Origin of the sequence: Nostoc sp. EspVER01 (assembly GCF_034530635.1) — a bacterium.
GTDB lineage: Bacteria > Cyanobacteriota > Cyanobacteriia > Cyanobacteriales > Nostocaceae > Nostoc.
The window spans coordinates 30512-52316 of record NZ_JAVRCS010000041.1 but is presented as its reverse complement, the minus strand read 5'-3'; the positions used below and the strand labels follow the sequence as shown (position 1 = coordinate 52316).

At 41.6% G+C, this 21805-nt stretch carries 19 protein-coding genes and 1 pseudogene; 8 read left to right on the top strand and 12 right to left on the bottom strand.

What is annotated here, in order from left to right:
* Positions 1 to 407: 407 nt before the first annotated feature.
* Entirely contained in the window at positions 408 to 4547 is a 4140-nt protein-coding gene (locus RMX69_RS25040) for a PAS domain S-box protein (RefSeq protein ID WP_322639043.1), read from the bottom strand.
* Between the two features lies 1 nt (position 4548).
* A complete protein-coding gene (locus RMX69_RS25035) occupies positions 4549 to 4869 on the bottom strand; it encodes a helix-turn-helix transcriptional regulator (protein WP_322639042.1) in 321 nt (106 codons plus the stop codon).
* Between the two features lie 472 nt (positions 4870 to 5341).
* On the opposite strand from RMX69_RS25035, the gene RMX69_RS25030 reads away from it, so the two are divergent.
* Positions 5342 to 6373: a 1-acyl-sn-glycerol-3-phosphate acyltransferase gene (locus RMX69_RS25030; protein ID WP_322639041.1), complete on the top strand. Its 1032-nt coding sequence runs from the start codon at positions 5342 to 5344 to the stop codon at positions 6371 to 6373.
* A gap of 50 nt (positions 6374 to 6423) precedes the next feature.
* Here the strand turns inward: RMX69_RS25030 and RMX69_RS25025 are convergent, their stop codons facing one another.
* Both RMX69_RS25025 and rppA read right to left on the bottom strand, forming a co-directional pair.
* The gene (locus tag RMX69_RS25025) at positions 6424 to 6579 is read right to left on the bottom strand and encodes a hypothetical protein (RefSeq protein ID WP_322639040.1); all 156 of its coding nucleotides are present in this window, start codon (positions 6577 to 6579) and stop codon (positions 6424 to 6426) included.
* Positions 6580 to 6692: 113 nt separating this feature from the next.
* On the bottom strand, positions 6693 to 7391 hold the full coding sequence (gene rppA, locus RMX69_RS25020; protein WP_322639044.1) for a two-component system response regulator RppA: 699 nt from the start codon (positions 7389 to 7391) through the stop codon (positions 6693 to 6695).
* Between the two features lie 76 nt (positions 7392 to 7467).
* Here rppA and hisG point away from each other — a divergent pair, with 76 nt between their 5' ends.
* The 3 genes from hisG to RMX69_RS25005 all read left to right on the top strand — a co-directional run bounded on the left by hisG (position 7468) and on the right by RMX69_RS25005 (position 11104).
* Positions 7468 to 8112: an ATP phosphoribosyltransferase gene (gene hisG / locus RMX69_RS25015; RefSeq protein ID WP_289795750.1), complete on the top strand. Its 645-nt coding sequence runs from the start codon at positions 7468 to 7470 to the stop codon at positions 8110 to 8112.
* A 487-nt stretch (positions 8113 to 8599) separates the two neighbouring features.
* A complete protein-coding gene (locus tag RMX69_RS25010) occupies positions 8600 to 10054 on the top strand; it encodes a HAMP domain-containing sensor histidine kinase (protein ID WP_322639039.1) in 1455 nt (484 codons plus the stop codon).
* Positions 10055 to 10390: 336 nt separating this feature from the next.
* Positions 10391 to 11104 (top strand): hypothetical protein, encoded by a 714-nt coding sequence (locus tag RMX69_RS25005; RefSeq protein WP_322639038.1) that lies wholly within the window; start codon positions 10391 to 10393, stop codon positions 11102 to 11104.
* Between the two features lie 97 nt (positions 11105 to 11201).
* Here the strand turns inward: RMX69_RS25005 and RMX69_RS25000 are convergent, their stop codons facing one another.
* Both RMX69_RS25000 and RMX69_RS24995 read right to left on the bottom strand, forming a co-directional pair.
* Positions 11202 to 12281, bottom strand: coding sequence for a tetratricopeptide repeat protein (locus RMX69_RS25000; RefSeq protein WP_322639037.1), 1080 nt, complete (start codon positions 12279 to 12281; stop codon positions 11202 to 11204).
* Between the two features lie 89 nt (positions 12282 to 12370).
* A complete protein-coding gene (locus RMX69_RS24995; RefSeq protein ID WP_289795752.1) occupies positions 12371 to 13009 on the bottom strand; it encodes a sigma-70 family RNA polymerase sigma factor in 639 nt (212 codons plus the stop codon).
* A gap of 332 nt (positions 13010 to 13341) precedes the next feature.
* On the opposite strand from RMX69_RS24995, the gene RMX69_RS24990 reads away from it, so the two are divergent.
* A complete protein-coding gene (locus RMX69_RS24990) occupies positions 13342 to 13938 on the top strand; it encodes a glyoxalase-like domain protein (protein WP_289795753.1) in 597 nt (198 codons plus the stop codon).
* A gap of 155 nt (positions 13939 to 14093) precedes the next feature.
* Positions 14094 to 14378, top strand: a pseudogene (locus RMX69_RS24985) (Uma2 family endonuclease); the annotation flags it as partial.
* A gap of 25 nt (positions 14379 to 14403) precedes the next feature.
* On the opposite strand, the gene RMX69_RS24980 reads toward RMX69_RS24985, so the two are convergent.
* From RMX69_RS24980 to pstS, 5 genes are all read right to left on the bottom strand, one after another.
* Complete coding sequence (locus RMX69_RS24980) at positions 14404 to 14685, bottom strand: hypothetical protein (RefSeq protein ID WP_289795754.1); 282 nt, start codon at positions 14683 to 14685, stop codon at positions 14404 to 14406.
* A gap of 119 nt (positions 14686 to 14804) precedes the next feature.
* Positions 14805 to 15611, bottom strand: a complete 807-nt coding sequence (pstB, locus tag RMX69_RS24975) for a phosphate ABC transporter ATP-binding protein PstB (protein ID WP_289795755.1) — start codon at positions 15609 to 15611, stop codon at positions 14805 to 14807.
* A gap of 57 nt (positions 15612 to 15668) precedes the next feature.
* The gene (gene pstA, locus RMX69_RS24970; RefSeq protein WP_289795756.1) at positions 15669 to 16550 is read right to left on the bottom strand and encodes a phosphate ABC transporter permease PstA; all 882 of its coding nucleotides are present in this window, start codon (positions 16548 to 16550) and stop codon (positions 15669 to 15671) included.
* Between the two features lie 19 nt (positions 16551 to 16569).
* Entirely contained in the window at positions 16570 to 17520 is a 951-nt protein-coding gene (pstC, locus tag RMX69_RS24965; protein ID WP_289795757.1) for a phosphate ABC transporter permease subunit PstC, read from the bottom strand.
* A gap of 145 nt (positions 17521 to 17665) precedes the next feature.
* Positions 17666 to 18847: a phosphate ABC transporter substrate-binding protein PstS gene (gene pstS / locus RMX69_RS24960; RefSeq protein WP_289795758.1), complete on the bottom strand. Its 1182-nt coding sequence runs from the start codon at positions 18845 to 18847 to the stop codon at positions 17666 to 17668.
* A gap of 594 nt (positions 18848 to 19441) precedes the next feature.
* On the opposite strand from pstS, the gene RMX69_RS24955 reads away from it, so the two are divergent.
* Positions 19442 to 20029 (top strand): biotin transporter BioY, encoded by a 588-nt coding sequence (locus tag RMX69_RS24955; protein ID WP_289795759.1) that lies wholly within the window; start codon positions 19442 to 19444, stop codon positions 20027 to 20029.
* Between the two features lie 229 nt (positions 20030 to 20258).
* A complete protein-coding gene (gene lspA / locus RMX69_RS24950) occupies positions 20259 to 20735 on the top strand; it encodes a signal peptidase II (RefSeq protein ID WP_289795760.1) in 477 nt (158 codons plus the stop codon).
* A 223-nt stretch (positions 20736 to 20958) separates the two neighbouring features.
* Here lspA and RMX69_RS24945 read toward each other — a convergent pair whose 3' ends face one another.
* Positions 20959 to 21588 (bottom strand): hypothetical protein, encoded by a 630-nt coding sequence (locus RMX69_RS24945; RefSeq protein WP_322639036.1) that lies wholly within the window; start codon positions 21586 to 21588, stop codon positions 20959 to 20961.
* Positions 21589 to 21805 lie beyond the last annotated feature (217 nt).

Here is a 21805-nt window from a genome sequence, read left to right as displayed (position 1 = left end):
TTCATACTAAAAGCCCCATGCTCCACAGCTTGGGGCTTTTTGTTTATTAAACTTGTTGGGTAATGTATCCCTCTTCATCCCGTTTAGAAGACTGTATAATTCCGTCAACCTTGGTCAAGGCATACTCTCAACTTTGATACTGCTTGAGACAAGGGGAACTAAAATGAAGAAAAGAAAAAACAGAAATCTTCAGTTCCGAATCGCCAATCTGTAACCAGTACATTGAAGCTTAATCCAATTCATCCTAATGCTGCTGGTATTGATATTGCTTCCCAACATCGTTTTATGTAGCTATATCCGTCAACATGATTGCTTTGGGCACGTTTTATCGTCATTTACGTTCTCGCTTTGGCGCTCCCAAAGCTATTACTGCTACCGCTCATAAGATTGCACGGTTTTTCTACCAATCAACAATTGCTACAACTATAAATTAGGTTAGCGATCGCACGAAGTAATTTAGCTGGCTCCACTGGTTTGGTGATATGCTGCCCAAATCCAGCGGCAATTGCCTGTTGATAATCAACCTCACCAGCATAAGCTGTAAGGGCGATCGCGGGAATTTCCCCTCCTTGTTCTGATGACATAGCTCTAATTTTACGAATCAGCATATAGCCGTCTATTTCTGGCATTCCAATGTCGCTCAACAGCAGATTTGGCTGGAACTGAGGCATAATTCGTAGTGCTTCCATTGCAGATGCAGCCTGGATTACTACCGCACCAGACTGCTCCAAAATGAAGGCAATTAACTCTCGTGTATCTCGCTCATCATCCACAAGCAGAACTTTCAACCCTTTGAAATTGGGCAAATCATCGGTTTGAGAGGCAATCTGATGGCTATTTAGATCGACCTCGATTAACGGTAGCATGACTGTAAAGGTTGCTCCCTGTTCTTCACCCAAACTTTCTGCTTGAACTGTGCCGCCATGTAGCTCGACAATGTGACGAACAATAGCTAATCCTAAGCCCAGTCCGCCGAATTTTCTAGTGGTTGCGCCATCAGCTTGTCGAAAGTAGTCAAAGACGAATGGTAAAAAGTCAGGGCTAATTCCCTTACCTGTATCACTGACTCGCAATTGAACCTGAGACGCAACAGACTCTAAACTGATTTCTATCTTTCCACCCTGAGGTGTAAACTTAATAGCATTGGAAACTAGATTCCAGATGACTTGCTGCAAGCGACTGGAATCACCTCTGACTAAAAATTTAGAATTTGAAGTTTGGTATTTTAAATTGTTAAGTTGCTTATTAAAATCGATTGAGTCTAAATTTATTTGAGAATTGTCTAATCCCAAATCGTTCGATGGTTCCTGAGCCTTGTCGTTCGCGTAGTGTCCCACAGAGAAAGACTGAGTACCCGCGTCGAAGTCTGAAATCGTAAATCGCAAATCGATCGATTTGGCTTCAGCGGCTAGACGTACAGTTTCTATTGCTGCGGCGATCACAGTTTCTAGATTTACAGGAGCAATATTCAGACTCAGCTTACCTTGAAGAATGCGAGAGACATCCAGTAAATCTTCGATTAATTGGGTTTGTAGCTTGGCATTGCGCTCAATGGTTTCGAGAGCGCGAGTAGTGGTTGCTTCATCATACTTTTTCGTTTGTAGTAATTTCGACCATCCCAAAATCGGGTTTAGTGGCGTGCGAAGTTCGTGGGAAAGCACCGCTAAAAACTCATCTTTAATTCGATTAGCTTGGATTAATTCTTCTTTCCGGCGCTGTAACGAAGCCATTAACTGAGCGCGTTCCAGAGCAACCGCCACCTGATCGGAAGTTGCTTGTAATAGAGCTATTTCCCCAGAAGTGAAATTGGTACGGGTGCGACTGGCAAAAGAGAGGACACCAAGCAGCTTTCCCTGAGCAATTAACGGTTGACCTGCATAGGCTGTAATTCCTAAAGCATGGAGGATGTTGGCATGGGGATGGGTAGAGTGCGGCACATTATTGACGACGATTTGACGGCGTTCTTGCACCACTAGTCCGCATATCCCTTCATCAAATTCTAGGTATTCAATTGCTTTAAATACTTCATCACTAATACCGTTCCAAGCTACTAACCGGAGTTTCTGCTTATTTTCGCGTGTCTCGATTAAATAGTGAAAGTAACAATGCAAATCCATTTGCGCCGAGAGTTTGCTAAACAAGCTGTTCATTAGATCCAAGGGGCGCTCGGTTGAAAGCAAATCGCTGGTTGTTTCCGAAAGCAGTTTAAGTCTTTCACTGCGTTCTTGTAAGGCTTGTTCTGCAAGCTGTCGTTCGCGAAGGGCACGTTCGCGTTCGGTAATGTCAATTGCAACCCCTCCTACCAGGCGTTGACCAGACGCATTGGCAATGGGAAACTTATAGACCAAAAATTCGCCAAGGGTGCCATCTGTGCGTGGGACAGACTCAATCGTTTGAATAACCTGATTAGTTTCGGCAACTATTCTAATGTTATCGAGGAGGGGTTGAGCGATTTGGACTGGGTATAGGTCAAAAATGTTTTTATTGATCGCCTTATTTATTGGCACATTGAATGTGCTGAAATAAGTTGGACTTAGGTAAAGTACACGTCCGTCTGCATTTGTAATCCATGCGGCGGCGGGAATATTGTCCATAAAAGCTTGAAATTGCTCTTGACTCTGACTCAGCGCTTTTTTAACTTGTTTGAGATCGCTAATATCCAGAATGAATGCGACTGATTTATGCCGAGATTCTCCTAAAAGGGAGTAGCCAATTATAACTGGGACGCTGGAACCATCTTTGCGAATAAATTCCTTCTCATAAGGAGTACAGGTTCCCTTCGCTATTGCTTCGGCAATAGCCAGTTCATCTAAATATTGATACTCAAATGGCGTGATATCAGCCCAGCTTAATCTACCTGCTTGGATATCCTCTTGGGTATAGCCGACAATTCGCAAAAACTCGTCGTTGGCTTCAGTGATGCTACCATTCACATCACCAAAGAGAATGCCAACTATATTCGCTTTCACAAAACTCCTGAGCCGTTCCTCACTTGCTTGGACTGCCTTCTCTGCATGTTTGCGTTTGCTAATATCTGTAGTGCTGCCAACTAAACGTAACGGGTTTCCATCTGCATCCCGTTGTACCACTATCCCTTGATCTAATACATAGATATACTGATTGTTTTTGTTGCGAATTCGGTATTCGGCAGCATAGCGATCGCTATTTACCAATGCAAGTATCGCCTCTTGTACGCTTGGCAAATCCTCTGGATGGATAAGCTCAGACCACCAATTACCAGTTGCTTCAGCTTCTAGCAGGGAATAGCCCAAAATTCGGGTTAACCCATCGGTTCTTTCAACGCTATCCTGTTGGATATTCCAGTCATAAATCAGACAGTTTACCGCAGATGCTGCTAACTCAAACCGCTCGTTTGCTAACTTCAGACGTTCCTCTTTCTGTCGCAAAGCTCGTTCTATTTGTTTGCGATTGCTGATGTCGCGATAGAAAATGTCAAGACCATCTTCACTAGGGTAGGCGTGAATCTCCAGCCACAAGTCATATTTGGGTGGTAAGTAGTAGTGATGCTCGAAATGGACGGGAATTTGCTCTGCCATCGCCCGTCGGTACTGATGCTCTACATTCGTACCTAATGATATAGGCCACTCCTCCCAGTGTGACTTACCAATGACCTCTGTCCGGGGTTTACCGTTAATTCGCTCTGCTTCGGCATTTTGGTAGATGATTCGCCAGTCTCGGTCTAAAGTAATAAATGCATCACTCATGTTTTCTAGAGTGCGTGTATTCCGCTGATTAGCTCGCTGTAATGCCGCTTCTGCTTGTTTGCGTTCGCGTAGCGCAGCTTGCTGTTGGCTCAAATCAACAACAAAGGCAATGACCGTTTCTTGAGTGTCTCCCAGCATCACAGAACCGAGCAGAACGGAAATGCGATCGCCATTTTTACAAATGTATTCTTTTTCAAAAGGCTTACATACTCCAGTAGTTTTTACTTCTTGCACAGAACGTTCGCTCAAAAGAAGATACTCAGGTGGGGTAATTTCGTGCCAGTTTATTTGGTTAGCCGAGAAATCTTCTCGCGTATAGCCGAGCATTTTCAGAAAAGCATCATTGGCTTCGATAATAAAGCCGTTGTTCATATCAGTTACGATTACCCCAATGATGTTGGATTTTGCCAGTCGGCTAAACCGCATTTCGCTATTTTGCAACAACTTGAGGCTTGTCTCTGCTTTGCGTCTAGCAGTTCGCAACTCTGAAGAAAGCGCAGTAATTAAGAAGGATACTAGTGAGAATGTGGTTAATCGTACCAGGACTTTCAGGCTGAGTAAATCGAAGGAGTAGACTGGATCGATCGAGAAATAGAGTGTAGTTGTAACAGATAAAGCGATCGCTAGCACTCCCAGTCTCATACCGCCATACCAAGCGCTGACTGCCACAGCAGCATAAAATAATGTAAATACGCTCGGATCAAAAACTGGCAGTAAGACTTTTGTCAACAGCAGCGCCGTTATCACTGCCAAAATCATCACACTAAAAGCTATGAACCGATAACGCATTATCAAAAATTTTTCAGGTACTTTCACCATCATCTTAAGAGTCCTCCCGTTGCTCCGATTTTGGGAGATACTCGTTCGCTAATCTTTTATCTGCTTTGCCCATCCTCTCTAACATTTCTTCAATCAGCTTTAGTGCCATCTGTGAAGGCACTGTAGATCCGTTCTCCCAACGATTGATTGTTCGTTGGGAAACTCCTAACTTGGCTGCAAACTTTTCTTGAGAAAGATGGAGTTGCTGCCGAAGTTCACGGATCAAATCTGGAGTTTTGAGTGGTTTTCTTAGTTCCATAGTAGGAAGAGTAGGACAGATGTCTCGCCATTCGTCTCCAGCTTGAGGATGAATTTTAATAATCATCAGTCGTTATCAATTTCATCTTTTGGCGGAACATCAATATTCAGTTATCAGTGTTTACGGCTTACTGTTGCCTGTAGAAGGTATATCTAAAATAAACATTAAATTTTGCCTAGTATAAGATTCCCAATAGTATTATTTAAGGCGATTTAACTAAATAATTACCAGCCATCGCACACAGCTAAAAATTTGGTGATGCATCATGTTTTCATGAATTGTATTGAGATTAATTTTTCATATTTTTTATATATAAAGTATTTATATGCAAGTTCATTTTGTATTGGATGAAAGCTTTTATATCGCTAGTTTAGCAACTACAACAGATTGCAAAATGGTAAGTTACAGATAATCGTAAGGGCAGAATATGTTGTGCCCCTAACCGTGTACTTCTATGGTATGATGGCAGTTACAAAACTAAGAAGCTATAATGCACTTTTAATAAAGTTCTTTTGCCTAATCCTAATCTTTAACTGTTTTGATTAATCAACGCTCCGAAAAGTTAGTAAACAGTCAACTAGAAAATGCACCAGGTGAAGGCTATATATTTAACTGGTTTGATTGGTTTTGTCTTTGGTATCCTCCAGGGTGGTTAATTTTATTCAATCGCCATTGGCAGCACTATCACCCAGATCCAGATGGTTGGAATTGGCTAGAATATGGATTATTCTTAATTCCTGGCGGATTTTATCTAGCGTTGCTGAGTCGTTGGTTACGTCTGGGTTTTCGTTCACCTCGAAAAGAAGTTGGTGAATTCGATCCTAAATATCAACAAGCTTTTGGCAAAGAAATTCTAGCCCCTATCGTTAAATACTATTTTCGGGGAGAGTTACAACAAGTAGAAAACTTGCCGCCAACAGGGCCATTGATTGTGGCAATGAATCATGCCGGAATGTGTTTTCCTTGGGACTTTTTAACCTTGGCTTATTTATTAAGTGAAGCCAAAGGATGGGTAGTACAACCCATCGCAAATACAGCGTTATTTGAGCATCCTTGGGTGATTTGGTGGCTACCATCTCAATGGTCGCAGGTTTTAGGTGGTGTGCGAGCCGAATTAGATGATTTTGAATCAGCTATTGCCCAAGGTAAAATTCTTTTATATGCACCCGAAGGTATTCGCGGGCCTTTGAAAGGTTGGAGAAAACGCTATCAACTAGAAAAGTTTAATGTGAGCTTTATTCAGTTGAGCGATCGCTATCATATTCCGATTCTGCCAGTAGTTTGCATCGGCAGTGAATCTCTGCATCCTTGGGCTGTTAATTTCATCAAGTTACAACGACTAGTCAAACTACCATTCTTACCTTTGTCGCCTTTGATGTTTGCCTTACTTCTGTTTCCCTCAATGGGAGTTTGGGCAATGAAAACTCGTTTGCGTTACTTTATTCAACCTTTGCAACCAGCAGGATTAGATAACCACTCAAAGAAAGAGCGTGCAGTAGCCTATCAACAGGCACAACAATTAAGAGAAAAACTGCAACTTCAAATTAATCAACTTTTGGGTAAATTTTAATAGTACAAGCTGAATTTTTGTGATTTTAACAGGTTTACGCTGTGGTTCAATTAAATGAAAACTGCTGTAAGTTTGTAGTGATGACGAATGTTGGGAGTGCGATCGCCACTATACTGTTGACTAAGCCAATAATAGAGAAAATCGTTGAAAATATTGGTAATGCTGTATGGACGTGTTGTTAGAAATAAAGTTATTGTTCTTACCACAGCTTGTCCGTTATACCAAATCTATGTGAGCCTGCATAGAATAATTACCTTGTCTAGCATGGAGCTTCAAGTGTGTTATTCTGTGCATCTTCATAGAGAATTGGTATTAGGCACTAAACTAACTCTACTGAGGAAGCACCGAAACGATAACCTTTACCGTAGACTGTGTGAATTAGCGTAGTTTCTTTACCTACCTCAATCTTACGGCGCAGCAAACGAATTAATGCCGCAATTACATTACTACTGGGTTGTTCTGACTCTTGCCACAAATTTTGCATAATCTGGGCATGAGTCAGAAGTTGTCCAGTGTGTTCCATAAAATATTGCAACAACTGGCTTTCTTTTTGCGATAGCTCAATTATTCGTCCTTGGCGATAGGCCACTTGATTTTCACAATCCAGTTCTAAATCAGCAACGGTTAAACGTCCGGTGGTGGTTTCATAGGTTTGAGTACCGGAACGACGCAATAAAGCACGGACTCTTGCTAATAATTCCCGCAGCTCAAAAGGTTTCACCAAATAGTCATCAGCACCAGCATCTAAACCTTGTACGCGGTCATCGAGAGTATCTTTAGCTGTGAGAAACAATACGGGAGTGGTTTTGCTTTGGCGGCGCAATTCCTGACAAATCTCTAACCCCGTTTTTCCTGGCAGCATCCAATCTAAAATAAGTAGGTCATAACTACCTGTCTGTGCAAGTTCGCTGCCAGATGTCCCATCATAAACGGCATCTACGGCATAACCCTCACGAGTTAACAAGCGGCTCAAGGGTTGAGTTAGTTCAACTTCATCATCAACTAATAAAATTCTCATGCTGCTTGTGGTAAGCATATAGAGATATTCTCAATATTATTCAACTGCCAAGACGCTAAGGATACCAATAAAAAAAATGCTGACTGTTGCATTGCCAAAAGGGGAACTACTTAAAAATAGCATCCGCTTGCTACAAGCTGTCGGATTAGATTTTAGTGCTTTTTTAGATTCAGGAACTCGCCAACTTCAAATTCCTGACACTAAGGGAGTTGCAAAAGCTTTACTGGTGCGGGCACAAGATGTACCTGTTTATGTGGAATATGGTCAGGCACAACTAGGGGTTGTTGGTTACGATGTACTGCGGGAGAAGCAGCCGCAAGTTGCTCACTTGGTAGATTTACAGTTTGGTCATTGTCGGATGTCAGTGGCGGTAAAAGAATCAAGTTCTTACCGATCGCCTTTAGATTTACCACCGCATGGTAGAGTTGCTTCAAAATATGTGAATTGCGCTCGTGAATATTTCCATAGCCTAGATTTACCTGTGGAAATAGTGCCATTGTATGGTTCAGTGGAATTAGGCCCAATTACTGGAATGTCAGAAGCGATCGTAGACTTGGTTTCTACAGGGCGGACTTTACGCGAAAATGGTTTGATTGAAATTGCTAGTCTGTATCAAAGCACGGCGCGGTTGATTGCCCATCCTCTGAGTTACCGCCTGAATACAGGTAATCTGAGTGATGTGATTAGCAAGCTGCGCGAGGCCGTTTTGGTAGAGGTTTAATATCATGTACGCTTCTCCAGATGCTCGTTCCTAACTAACGCTGCACTACTCGTTCGTACAGCGTCTCGTATTCAAGTGACTTGCAAATAAAAAATACTCAATTGTTATACCAATTCAATTAATGATTGCAACACATTCTTGGGTAAAGACGCGATTCCTCGCGTCTCTACAAATGGTCTATTTGTTGTATTCTTTTTTTAAATTGGTATAACTTTTAGCTAAAAACTAGGTTTTAAAAGCCCTTACCCTTTGTTGCATAAGACTTGTAGAAACTCACCGCATACAAAGATTAAATTTTTGTTTTGATTTAACCCCTCAGCAAATTGAATCAAAGTTATATTTATATTATTTTTGCAGACAAAGTAATATTTTTTTGAACGTCAAAATTTGATGCGATCGCAAAAAATCAAACTAGTATTGTTTTGAGCAAAATTGTTAATCATAAAAAGCACTTTACAATTATTCTTAACACGAAGTAGGTGGAAATATGTTTCAAGCTACTCGCCGCCGTCTTGCAATCTGGTACACTGCCGTCACTGCTGTATTACTACTACTGTTTGCCAGTGGCGTTTATTTATACGTCCGCAGTACACTGATTGAGCGGATTGATGACACCCTTAACCATGTAGTAGAAATAGTGGAGCGTTGCCTGACAACCAGTGGTTGTGCATCTACACTAATATTTGAGCCAATTAATGCTGATACAGATAAATTTCGCATTAATGTAGAAGCCAGTTTTGGCGATAATACCGATACTGTAGAAGATGATCACATTGACCTAGAATGGTTTAGTCCAACTGGTAAATTACTTTGGTCAACGCTATCTGAACCCCTAAATATTCCCATACGTGCCAATCGCACTGGTGAAACTGTGCGCGTAGTCAAGAGAGAAAGTGAAAATTCAAAATTTAAAATTCCTAACTCCCCACTCTTATTGCGACAAGTTACCGAACGAGTAGAAGTGAGACGACAAGTATTAGGATATCTGCGCGTTAGTCATCCCTGGTTTGAAGTTACTAAACCTAGTCGCCAGTTAATTTTTGATTTGGCTTTAGGTATTGGGTTAATGGTGCTTTCTGTAGGCGCAAGTGGTTGGTTTCTTTCGGGTAAAGCGATGGAACCGGTGGGTGAATCTTATCAACGTCTTAAACAATTCACTGCTGATGCTTCCCACGAACTTAGAAGTCCGATCACTTTGATTCAAACTAATGTGCAAGTTGCCCTTGCTGACTTGGATTTAGCAGAAACAGAAACGACTAGTTCTTTGCAATATCGACAACAGTTAAAGGTGGTAGAACGGTTAACGCAGCGTTTGGGTAAGTTAGTCAATGACTTACTCTTCCTAGCAAGGCAGGATAGTGGTATTAGCAAAGATACTTTTTCACCTTGTCCGTTGGACGCTTTGCTAATAGAAGTAGTTGAAGAACAACAATTGTTAGTCCCTGAGAAAAAAATCGCCCTTTCTCTAGACTTAGTTGACCCTCCTATCTCTGAAACTAGCCCCGAATTACTGGAAAATTGGTTTACTCTTGTAGGTAATTGGGATCAATTGGTGCGGTTGTTCACAAATTTAATTGCTAACGCTTTGCATTACACTCCAGCAGGTGGACGGGTGAAAGTGGAATTGGCGCGGATAGAAGGAATAAATCGTGTTTCTGGATTACGTAACACCAGTGCCCAGTTGCAAGTTAAGGTGAGTGACACCGGAGTTGGAATTCCAGCGGAAGCACTACCACGCTTGTTCGATCGCTTTTATCGAGTAGATCCGGCACGTACTCATAGGACGGGGAATACAGCGACAGCCAGCGCTACAGGTTCAGGATTGGGATTAGCGATCGCTCAAGCTATTGTCGAACATCATCACGGTCATATTCAAGTTGAAAGTACCCAAGGCATTGGCACTACCTTTACTATCACTTTACCAATAACTCTTGAGTCTTAATTTGCTAATAAATTTTTATTTCCTGTGATAGATGTAAGATTTTAGTCTATTCAACTGGACTTTAATTTTTAGCGAAGAAATTTATTTTCTAGCGGTATATTGAATTTGACTGTTACAAAAACGTGCTTCATGACAATGGTTAAGATTGTAAATCTTGAGAATGAAATATTTCAAGTTTTTTAGATTATTTCTTTATCCTTAGCTAGATGCGATAAATCGAGTAGTTTGTTAAATGTTTAGATGTAGTTAACGACTGATAAAACTTAATTTAATTTCCGGCTGGAGAAATTTTTAGTAAGAAAAAAATTGAAGTTTTTTTAGGAGTCAAGAACAAATATGAAGTCTCAAAATTTTCGCAAGTCTAGCAAGTTATTTGGCGCTATTTGTGGGGGATTGCTAATTAGTCTGCCAGCAATTCCTCAAGCATTAGCACAAGAATCTACTGTCAAGGTTAACCCAAGTCCCAGTATTTTTAGCGAACCACCCTACAACCGCTCTCAGGCTCCCGTATCACCTCGCCCAGTTCCGCCGGCTGAAGGGCAACTGTCTCCCGTACCACCACAACCAGGTGCTAGAACACCACGCCCAGTTCCGCCGGCTGAGGGACAAGTGTCTCCCATACCACCACAACCAGGTGCTAGACCACCACGCCCAATTGGCGATCAAAATCAAGAACCTTCACCACCTACAGTTTCCAATGACCAACAACCACTGTTAGAACCACGGCAAACCCCCAGTGCGACGATCGCACTCACTAATGGTATGGTTAATATCAGGTTGGTGAATGATACTGCGGCTAAGATAACTTTCCAAGTGATTGGCGATACAGCACCGCGATCGCTAGAAGGTAAGTCAGATGTAACGCTACAAGCTTTAAAAGCACCAGTAACAGTAACATTTGAACGACAAGATGGCGGACAATTAATAGTGACTCCACAAGGTTCTTCAGAACCAGGAAGCTTGGAAGTCACATTTAAGGAAGCCACCAATGCAACACAGGGCAGAAGTGCGATGAGAATTGAACGAAACGGTTCAGTGTTCTTGAATTAGTAGAACTAAGGCGTGGATTAACTTATACAAAACTGTAGGGGCAATTCATGAATTGCCCCTACTTTGAATAATGCAAAAGATTTTCGGTGTCTTATTGCTACTTTCGCTGAAGCATTTTGGTTAATTGATCCCGCAATTGCACTTCTTGCCTGCTATCTTGCAATGTCTGCGCCAGTATAATTGCCCTTTCGTAAAAATTGCGGGCAGTTAGGTAGTTACCTTGTTGCTTATATAACTGGGCATAAGATTCAAAAGATTTTAATTCTTCGCGTAAATTTTGCAATTCTTTAGCGAGTGCTAAACGCTGCTCTAGTAAGTCAAAGGCGCGTTCGTAACGTCCTACAGCAGTATGAGCCGTAACTAAACCGTCAATTGCCCGTAATTGATTAGTGCGATCGCGGTTGGTTTTAGCTGTGCGCATTGCTTCACCATAAGTAGCAATGGTATCTTGATAATTTCCAGATGCTAAATAAGCATCTCCTAAGTTATTCAAGGTATTTGCTTCACCGATGGCATCGCCAGTCTGACGGCGGAAAGTTAAAGCATTTTCGTACAGTTTAATCGCCTTGTTATAATCTCCCAACCTGGCACTTACCAAGCCCAAATTACTCAAAGACAGTCCTTCACCTTCAATATTTTTCACCCCGTGAGCAATTGCGAGTGCATCTTCAATTGTTTCACCAGCAGCAGCAGATTCACCTTTTTGCAGCAGAAATGTACCGATATTATTCAGCACAAAAATCTGAGATTGAAAGTCTTTAGTATCACGAGCGATCGCTAATCCTCTTCTGAAAGCATCTTCTGCCTCTTTTGAACTACCAAGCTGCACATAAGCCTTCGCAAGCAAATTATACGTTAGACCTTGTGCTTTCAGGTCGCCAATAGAATGATATAGTTCTAATGCCCGCAAACAAGACGCAATTGTTTTGTCGGCATATCCTGAAGTGTATTCTTGTTGACCAATACGCAGCAAGCTGTCTGCTTCATTTCTTGATTGTCGTCCAACGGAATTATTTAAAGGGCGATGGAGTTGTTCGGAAATATCAACCGCACCCGCTACAGGACTCAGCAAAAAAGCAAACAGTAAAAAGCTGTGTAAAAGTACCTGGGGAGAAGAAATCGCACCTACACAAATTAAGCCTACCTTTGGGCAGGGAAATACAAGCCGTTGTTTCATAAAAATTACCCGTAAAGTTGCGGGTTTAAGTAGAAGGTCTAAGAAAAAGTTTTAAGTTTTAAAATTGAAGACAACTAATATACGCATTTCTACTTAAGTTGTGATTGAGCTAAATCTTCCCCAAAGTATATAGCGCGGATATCTGTGGGCAATTTGTCCTCTAGCATACGATAGCCTTCCTGGAGAAAATTGGCTACTTCGTTAGGAGCGATCGCTTCTCCTTCAGCTTGTAGATAAGCAGCGATTCTAGTTTCACTCCAGTGGAAGGTTTGAGCCATTAACACGATTAATCTTAAAATTGGTGGTAGTTGGTCTAATGCCTGTTGTACATAGCACCATAGCGGCGGTGAAGTCGCTTGCAGAGAATAATGAATTGCTTCTGTGGGTGGTAGTTTAATCTCATTTATACAGAAAGCTGTCATATTAATTAACCAATTCTGCATGGTTAAAGCTTCCTCACCTGATTCTGAATCAGTTAACTTTAGTCCACCGAGTTCGTAATAAATATGTCGCCAGGTGAGGGCAAACAGATAATCTGCCTGCACAGGCGATCGCGCCGAATGCCGAATTAAGGTGTAGACTATGGGGCTATAGCGGCAAAAAATCACCGTAAAGTACTTTCCGGCATCTGGATAGCGCTGAAACAGAGTCAGTAGTTCATGGTCACTGTGATGGAATAGCGACTTCACCAGTGGGTGATTAGCTTCGGGAAAATGAGGAATTTGCACAAGTCTTGGAGTTGATAGTTGTTAAAATAGTTTTGGGAATTGCACTCCCCTAGTAGTCTGCCAACCCAAAATTGTTAGGTGAAGGCTGGGAAAAGGGTAAAGGTTAAAGGTTAAAGGTTAAAGGAGTAAACATCTTTTCCCTTTACCCCTTGCCCTTTACCCCGCCAAGTTTCCTTGGCGAACTACTAGTTAATCGCATAATATCTTGGTGTTGCTCAGTTTGTAGATAAGACTCAGACTAGTTGAGTATTGATAAACTAAAAACAAGGACTTAATTTTAGTCTTAATCGACAATCATAAAATCAACTCTCTTAAAGAATCCTTATTTGTTCATGGTTATAGCAGTTAGTGTGATCTCGTTCCTGCTCAGTCCCCTTACTTTAGGCTCCTTTCTGCCTTCCCTGCCTTTAGATAGCCTGTTCTCCACCCAAGGCATTATGGTAATGCTGCTAGCAGCTTACGCTGGTGCCATGTGGATGTTTCTCACCAGTGCCCCAAAAGTACACACTGTAATGGTGTCAGATTTGGAGATTGCCCGACAGTTGTATGAAGGACTGCTAGATTTGCCAGCAGCTGAGGTGCCATTGCACTATTACTACAACTACGAACAAACTATAGGCGCAACTGGCATCGATCCGTTATATATGTCTACTGGGCCCAGCTTGTCTAGCAAAATGATGAATAATGCTAACGATGGGCTGTGGTATCAATTGAAGAAAAACACCCAGCTACACGTCATTACTGGTGCGAGTTTAGGTAGCAAAAATCAACAACGCCACGTTTGTTTTGACCATGACTGCCTGGAAATGATTTTAATGCGAATCGAAATGCGCGGTTTGAAATTGAAGATTCGTAACCACAAACCCCTGAATTTTTTAGTCAAGGACTATGAAGGGCGAGTTATTGAGGTGGCTGAGGTAGCGAATTAGTAGTTAATGATTAGATTATTTTAGGTTGGGTGGGGCGAGCGCTCCACCCAATATTTTTGGAATTTAGATTTTGGATTTTAGCTTTACTCCTAACTAATGTCCCATTTTCACCCAGGCTAAAATAGGTAAATCCCCTAACCGAGATGATTTATGAACTGACTGGTGCGCCAGAATTGGTTGTAGAGGTATTATCTGCTGGTAGTGAAAACGAAAAACGGGACAAAGAACTAAAACTTAAGCTCTACTCATCACGAGGAGTCAGAGAATATTGGATTGTAGATTGGCGTAAGCAACAAGTGGAAGTATATCGACGCGAACAAGCAAGTTTAAAGTTAGCTGCTACGTTATTCAATGGTGACGAATTGAGTTCACCCATATTGCCTGATTTTACTTGTGCGATGTCTACGACGGGCTACGCCTACGCACAACTATTTAATTAATATAAAATTACGAATTACGAATTAGTTAATTGTGTTGTAAAAACTCAATTTTGGGCAATAATGGGTCAGTCACAATACCCACACCGCTAAAACCCCAGCGTTTAAGCAAGTTTCCCAGCTGTGTACGCGCAATAGATTCCACCGCAAAGCGATTTGCCACTTCTGCTGCGTGGGTGTTGAGATAGCTAAGGGCGTCAAAGTTTTCTTGAAACAGCAATAAATAACCCGATGTTTCAGCATCAGGACGAGCTATCAGATAATTCCCGTCAGTTTTTGAGCGCACTAAGTAATAGACATCGGACAACATGAATATGAAGTTTGTTAGGGAAAAAAAGTACTTCAAATAAAAAACATAGAGGAATATCGCACAGCTTTAATTTCCGAGTATCCCTCATTGCTTTAATATCAACAATGTGAAATAAATATTTATCCAAATTTGCCGCTGACGTAATCTCTGGTTTCTTCCTGTTGAGGATTGTTGAAAATTAATTCTGTTGCGTCGTACTCAACCATGTAGCCGCTACGGGTTCCTTTCTCTGAAGTCCGAACATTAAAAAAGGCTGTCTTATCAGAAACACGGGCTGCTTGCTGCATGTTATGGGTGACAATGACAATAGTATATTGCTCTTTAAGTTCGTGAATCAGTTCTTCAACACGCAAGGTGGAAATGGGGTCAAGAGCGGAGCAAGGTTCATCCATCAGTATAATTTCAGGTTGGACTGCGATCGCGCGAGCAATACATAATCGCTGTTGTTGTCCACCAGATAAAGACGAGCCACTTTGCTTTAGTTTATCCTTGACTTCATCCCACAAAGCTGCTTTTTTGAGACTGGTTTCTACTAATTCATCTAAATCACCTTTGTAGCCGTTGATTTTAGCTCCAAAAGTAATATTGTCATGAATTGACTTGGGAAATGGGTTTGGTCTTTGAAATACCATCCCAATTCTCCGACGCACTTCTACAGGGTCAATATCGGGTGCATACAGGTTTTTATCGTAAAAAAGTATCTTACCTTCTGCCCGAAATGACTCAATCAGATCATTGAGGCGGTTATAGCATCGCAACAACGTACTTTTACCACAACCGGAAGGGCCGATAAAAGCAGTCACCTGATTTTTCGGTATATCTAGCCAAATATTCTGTAAGGCTAAAAACTTGCCGTAGTAAATGTTGAGATTTTCAGCCCGTAAAACGGTTTCAGTGTCATTCACTGTCTTAGTGTTGGTAGCCATAAATTAAATCTAGTGTTACTTTAAGCGATGGGGATCTGCAATGTATATGGTTGTTTACTAAGCTTTTTGACGAGTTGCCCAGCGAGCGATGATACTTGTGATTAGAACCATCAATACCAAAATTAAAGATGCTGCCCAAGCTAGAGATTGCCAATTTTTAAACGGAGAAATGGCGTATTTGTAAACTAAAACAGCCAGTGAAGCTGTTGGTTGGAATAAACCATCTGGCCAAAAGTTAGAAAATAGAGCAGTAAATAACAAAGGTGCGGTTTCTCCAGAAGCTCTGGCGATCGATAGCGTTGCCCCAGTTACAATAGCTGGTAAAGCTGCTGGTAAGACTACTTGACTTACAGTTTGAAAGTTAGTCGCTCCCAACCCTACAGATGCTTGTCGCAAATCTTGCGATACTAACTGCAACGCTTCATCAGTAGTTCGCAGAATAATTGGCAACATCAAAATTGCCAGTGCAAACCCTCCAGCTAGAGCTGAATACGATCCTAAGTTCAACTTTACCATTGTCAAAACTACAATCCCATAGGCAAATACCCCAGCAATAATGGAGGGGACTCCGCTAAGGACGTTAGCCGAAAAACGCACCCATCTAGCTACTCTCGCCGAACTAAATTCTGTGATGTAAATCGCCCCTAAAACTCCAAAGGGGATACTAATCAAGGCAGCAATTCCTACCATCAGTAGCGTGCCTAAAATTGCATTACCAAAGCCTCCTCCTTTTTGGAGAGCTTTGGGTGGCAATTCAACAAACACGGCCAGATTCAGACTGCTAAAGCCTTTAATAATAACGTAAGAAAGCACTGCTAGCAAAGGAATAAGTGCCAATACTCCGCAAGTAAAAGCGATTACGGTCATCACTGTATTAAACAGTGTTCTTTGAGACATGGCGGAGCGAGTTAAACTGCGCTCTGGAAAATTAGAAGTCATAATTTAACCCAAAACTAAGCTATATTCGCTTGACTCTCAGAACGATCAACTCTGCCAGAATATTGACTACTAGTGTCAAGAAAAATAGAATTAAAGCCGCATACATTAAAGCCGAAACTTGCAAACCACTAGCTTCTGAGAATTGATTTGCCAATAGAGAAGAAATCGTATTGGCTGGTGCAAAAAGAGAGAGACTGATGTTGTTGGAGTTGCCAATTAACATCGTTACAGCCATTGTTTCTCCCATTGCGCGGCCAAGTCCCAACATCACAGCACTAACTATGCCCGAAAAGGCTGCTGGGATAAGAACTTGCAAAATCGTTTCCCAACGGGTTGCTCCTAATCCTATAGAGGCTTGGCGCAAGCTGGGGGGTACAGAAATCAAGGCATCACGGGATAAAGCTGTGATGATGGGCAAAGTCATAATCGCTAATATGACTCCCGCTGGCAACATTCCTGGCCCTGTAGGAGAAGTGCCAAAAAATGGCAGCCAGCTAAAGTAAGCATTAAGCCATTTTCCCAAGCTGGTTAGTATTGGCACTAAAACGAAAATACCCCAAACGCCATAGACAACGCTGGGAATAGCTGCGAGTAGTTCTACCGCAAAAACCAGTACCAGTCTCACTTTTGCAGGTAAAAAATCCTCGCTCAGTACAATAGCAGTACCAACACCAATTGGGACTGCTATCAGCAGCCCAATAAAAGAACTCACGAGAGTTCCATAAATTTGAGGTAGCACCCCATAGGTATCATTAACCGGATTCCAAGTGGTATTGGCCAAAAAGCTGACACCAAACTGTTGAATGGCAGGCCAAGCACCAATTGCAACCTGCGACCCAATCCATAATAAAGTACCAGCAACCCCAAAAGCGAAAATTTTAGTCAGCCAGATAAAACCCAAATCTAGGGATTTTTCGGCGTCAGAGCGATTTTTCATCGCTGATGACAGATTTTGAGAATTTGTAGTCATGAATACCGACTTTCAGAATTAAATCAGAGAAAAATATGGGAGGCAACCAGATTAGTAAAATTGTCGCCTCATCATCTATTTAAACTGACTTATACAATAGTAACTCCGTGTGCAAAGTTACTACTGGATAGGCATGTTTTATTGCTTACTTGCTAGCACTACTACCACTGGCAACAGAAATTTTGTACTCTGGACTGATTTGGTCAGCAGCAGCAGCTACCTTTGTGATGACATTTGAGGGTAGAGGAACATACCCTAGTGGAATAGCCTGCTTCTGACCTTCAGTTAAAGCGTATTCGATAGCGGCTTCTATGGCCTTAGCTTTTGCTGCATTAGGATATTTTTTGTAAACTAAAAGCCAGGTATAGCTCACGATAGGATATGAATCAGCCCCTTCGGGATCTGCAATAAAGGCCCGAAGATTTTCTGGCAAGGTTACTGCTTCTAAAGTTTTAGCGGCTGACTGTTCAGTATCAACAATAAAGTTTCCTGCTTTATTTTCCAAAGCAGCAAACTTGAGATTGTTTTGTTTGGCGTAGCCATATTCAATGTAACCAATAGAACCTTGAGTTTGTTGGATTTGGGCTGTAACACCCTCATTACCCTTTGCACCAACTCCTACAGGCCAATTGACACTTTTTCCTTCGCCAATCTTGCTTTTCCACTCCGGGCTGATAGCACTGACGTGTTTTGTAAACACACCAGTGGTTCCGCTACCATCAGAACGATAAACGACCGTTATTGCCTCTTTAGGAAGTTTTGCACCTGGGTTAGCTTTGGCAATTTGAGCATCGTCCCAAGATTTAATTTTACCTAGTAGGATATCAGCATAAACGGCTCTTGGCAGCTTAAGTTCTGGAACATCAGGCAAGTTGTAGGCCAGTACGATGCTACCAGCAGTCACAGGCAGTAAAATAACACCCCTATCTGCTGGTACTTTCTGAATTTCTTCATCCTTCATCGCAACATCACTGGCCCCAAAGTCTACAGTGCCTTTGATAAATTGCTCAACTCCAGAACCGCTACCAACTGATGCGTAGTCAACTTGCAGATTTGGATATTTTTTGTTTAAATCAGTGAACCAGGTATCGTATAGTGGTGCCGGAAAAGTCGCACCAGCTCCGCTTAACTTTACGGTTCCGCCAAGGTCTAATTTAGCTGGGCTAGAGGCAGTAGTATCGGTAGCTGTACCAGAAGGCGTATCCTTGGTGGCTGTACCATCTGGTGTTTGTTGTCCGCCACAAGCTGCTAGGCTGATTGTCAGTGCTAACACTGAAATTGAACCTGTGAGGCGATGAGTTTTTATTGCACTAAGACGTGAGAGCATCGCTATCAATTTTTTAGTAACTTTTCAGGTGAGCGTTTCTAAGATACTCCCAAAGAGCAACAATAGAGATTAACGAAAGGTTAACAAAGCAAAAAGATACTTGTTTTTTTGATGAAGAGCAAACCCTTGTTTCTAGTTTTTATTGATAAATTTTATACCTTACTTTAAGTTTAAGATAGAAATATTACTAAAGGAAGTTTGTTATACCTGTTTACAAAAATTTATTGTTAGTGTATCTCTGTTGGTCAAGTCATAAAAAAGTATATAAATATTAATTAAGAATTAAGATAAAGCATTAAATACTTTGTAGCCAAATTTAGGCACTGCTCTGCAAAATTAGTATAAATACTTATATCCATAATGTTAATTTACCATATTTTAGGTTTAATACCAGAATTAACAGCACGTCTCAGCCAAGAAAATCAGATAATAGACACCTCAGCTACAATTCTTAGAACTGAAAAATTACAATACCAAAAAAGCAAAAGAAAATATGCTAGTTCTTAAGATGTAAGCACAAATTTCATTTCAATATTAATGAATATGCTAGTTGCTGTTGGTTTTCCCTTTTGCTTTTCCTTGGTTGCCTGATAAATGTTTGCTGCTTCCAATCAATTACTATGGTCTATGATTGGCTTACTCCTGACAATGGGTGGTACCTTCTTAGAAGTTTATGGCATCACCTTTCCTTGGACTTGGAGTCAGCACGGAATTCAGACTTTTTCTTTAGGTGTCACTTTTCAAATTGGCGCAGTATTGTTAGTGGGTTGTTTAGGAGGCAAAAATGCGGGTGCGCTCTCGCAAATTGCCTATTTAGTCATAGGGTTAACCTTATTACCAGTATTTGCCGATGGCGGCGGTATTGGTTATGTCAAGCTGTCTCAGTTTGGCTATCTACTAGGCTTTATTCCTGGAGCTTGGATTTGTGGCTTAGTTGCCTTTAAAGCAAGACCTCGACTAGAAACTCTTGCCTTTAGTTGTGTCTGTGGCTTGTTAACTCTCCACCTATGCGGTATTACTTATTTGATTATTAGCTATTTTTTTCAGTGGAAAGGCACAGAAAATCTACCCTTGATGCAAGCAATCCTTAGATATTCCTGGTTTGCACTACCAGGTCAACTAACCGTGGTTTGTGCAGTTACTGTAATAGCATATATATTGCGTCACTTAATGTTTTATTAGTTTATTGCCTTTCGTCCTTTGTCATTTGTCAAAAGCTCATGACTAATAAAACTCTTGGAGAGGCTGCACTTCTCTACGAGACGCTGCGCGAACGACTACGCTCTGTTACCACGCCAACGACTACGCTCAGTACACGTGACCAATGACTAATGACCAACGACCAATACTTAGGCTTCTCTACGAGACGCTACGCGAACGCTCAGTACAAGTGACCAATGACTAATTCGCCATGCATTTAAAAAATCGTCTTTTCTGGATCGCTGCCTTCATTGCTTTTTTCTTAGACCAAATAACAAAGTACTGGGTAGTACAAAGCTTTAGCCTGGGGCAGACACTACCACTCTTGCCTGGGATATTTCACTTCACGTATGTTACTAACACTGGTGCGGCTTTTAGTCTGTTGAGCGGGAAAGTAGAGTGGTTGCGCTGGCTATCTTTAGGAGTGAGTTTAGTATTGATAGCATTGGCGTTAATTGGCCCAACATTAAATTTGTGGGATCAGTTAGGCTATGGCTTGATTTTAGGTGGAGCTATGGGCAATGGTATCGATCGTTTCGTTTTAGGCTACGTCGTTGATTTTCTTGATTTTCGCCTGATTAACTTTGCTGTATTTAATGTGGCAGATTCATTTATTAGTATCGGTATTGTTTGCCTGTTAATCGCTTCCTTGCAAAAAACACCCACTTCAACTGGCAGATCCCATTAAACTATTAAGCCTGGGATGATTAATCCCAGGCTATTGACTTAGTGAAACCCTTGCTTAGTCTTATATGCGAAGACTTTACGTATAAGGTTTTATCAATTTTTATTTGTCACCTGACACCAGTTTACATAACTGGTGCAAGAGTTCAAGAAACAAGAGTTCAAGAAAGATGCACCGACGATCGCTGATGGCACACTAGTATTTAGATTATGCCCCAGCTTTAGATTTAGTTACCTGTGGTAGGAGCTTTTGGCAAACTAGAGCCTGGAGTACTAGGAGAGCTACCTGGTTCAGTAGTGCTGCCAGGAGTGCCAGGTTGTTCTGGTGTAGTTGAGCTACCTGGTTCGGTAGTGCTGCCAGGAGTAGTAGGTGCGCTTTCAGGAGTGGTTGGGCTTCCTGGCGTTGGAGCTAAGTTGCTAGGTGCGCCTTCAGGTAGGGTTGGAGTAACGCTTCCTGGTGTTGGAGTTAAGTTACTAGGTGCGCCTTCAGGTGCCGGTGCTGGAGTGCTTTCGGGAGTGCCAGATTCAGAAGGAGCGGTTCCTGGTGCAGTTGTGCTATCAGGAGTGGTAGTGCTATCAGGCGTTGTTGTTTCTGCTGGTGTTGTTTCTGCTGGTGTTGTAGTGCTACCAGGAGCGCTAGGGGTGAGTGCTGTGCCGCCGGGACAACGTGAATTAAGCGGAGATTTTTCACACAGAATTTTCATCCCTTCTGGTGATATCTTAATTTCCGCTGGTGCACTAGTGGAGTCGCTACTAGATTGGGCTATGGGGGATTTACTGGATTCGGCTACAGCAATATTAGTGGTAAGTGCCAAAGATAAAGCTGTACCAATCAGGGTCAGAGATTTTCCCATCATTCTGAAATTAACCTCAACGGAACACTCGCCCTATTAAAGCAGATAATCAAGATTTAGAAAATCCTCCTAAATGAAGATATTTAGGTTTGTTTCAGAATATGTGGATATGTAAAATTGGTAAAATTTAAATCAGTTCTTTATTAATAACTGGTGTTTAAAAATACAACAATAAAAATTGTACTTGTAGCTACTGAAGGATTAATACTAGCTTAGATAA

What these genes read in the sequence shown, in the direction of transcription:
- lspA (WP_289795760.1), top strand. Translation starts at nt 20,259, where the DNA reads ATGCATTTAAAAAATCGTCTTTTCTGGATCGCTGCCTTCATTGCTTTT.
- rppA (WP_322639044.1), bottom strand. Translation starts at nt 7,391, where the DNA reads ATGAGAATTTTATTAGTTGATGATGAAGTTGAACTAACTCAACCCTTG.
- RMX69_RS25040 (WP_322639043.1), bottom strand. Translation starts at nt 4,547, where the DNA reads ATGATGGTGAAAGTACCTGAAAAATTTTTGATAATGCGTTATCGGTTC.
- pstB (WP_289795755.1), bottom strand. Translation starts at nt 15,611, where the DNA reads ATGGCTACCAACACTAAGACAGTGAATGACACTGAAACCGTTTTACGG.
- pstA (WP_289795756.1), bottom strand. Translation starts at nt 16,550, where the DNA reads ATGACTTCTAATTTTCCAGAGCGCAGTTTAACTCGCTCCGCCATGTCT.
- RMX69_RS25005 (WP_322639038.1), top strand. Translation starts at nt 10,391, where the DNA reads ATGAAGTCTCAAAATTTTCGCAAGTCTAGCAAGTTATTTGGCGCTATT.
- RMX69_RS25000 (WP_322639037.1), bottom strand. Translation starts at nt 12,281, where the DNA reads ATGAAACAACGGCTTGTATTTCCCTGCCCAAAGGTAGGCTTAATTTGT.
- RMX69_RS24955 (WP_289795759.1), top strand. Translation starts at nt 19,442, where the DNA reads ATGTTTGCTGCTTCCAATCAATTACTATGGTCTATGATTGGCTTACTC.
- pstS (WP_289795758.1), bottom strand. Translation starts at nt 18,847, where the DNA reads ATGCTCTCACGTCTTAGTGCAATAAAAACTCATCGCCTCACAGGTTCA.
- pstC (WP_289795757.1), bottom strand. Translation starts at nt 17,520, where the DNA reads ATGACTACAAATTCTCAAAATCTGTCATCAGCGATGAAAAATCGCTCT.
- RMX69_RS24980 (WP_289795754.1), bottom strand. Translation starts at nt 14,685, where the DNA reads ATGTTGTCCGATGTCTATTACTTAGTGCGCTCAAAAACTGACGGGAAT.
- RMX69_RS24945 (WP_322639036.1), bottom strand. Translation starts at nt 21,588, where the DNA reads ATGATGGGAAAATCTCTGACCCTGATTGGTACAGCTTTATCTTTGGCA.
- RMX69_RS24990 (WP_289795753.1), top strand. Translation starts at nt 13,342, where the DNA reads ATGGTTATAGCAGTTAGTGTGATCTCGTTCCTGCTCAGTCCCCTTACT.
- hisG (WP_289795750.1), top strand. Translation starts at nt 7,468, where the DNA reads ATGCTGACTGTTGCATTGCCAAAAGGGGAACTACTTAAAAATAGCATC.
- RMX69_RS25035 (WP_322639042.1), bottom strand. Translation starts at nt 4,869, where the DNA reads ATGATTATTAAAATTCATCCTCAAGCTGGAGACGAATGGCGAGACATC.
- RMX69_RS25010 (WP_322639039.1), top strand. Translation starts at nt 8,600, where the DNA reads ATGTTTCAAGCTACTCGCCGCCGTCTTGCAATCTGGTACACTGCCGTC.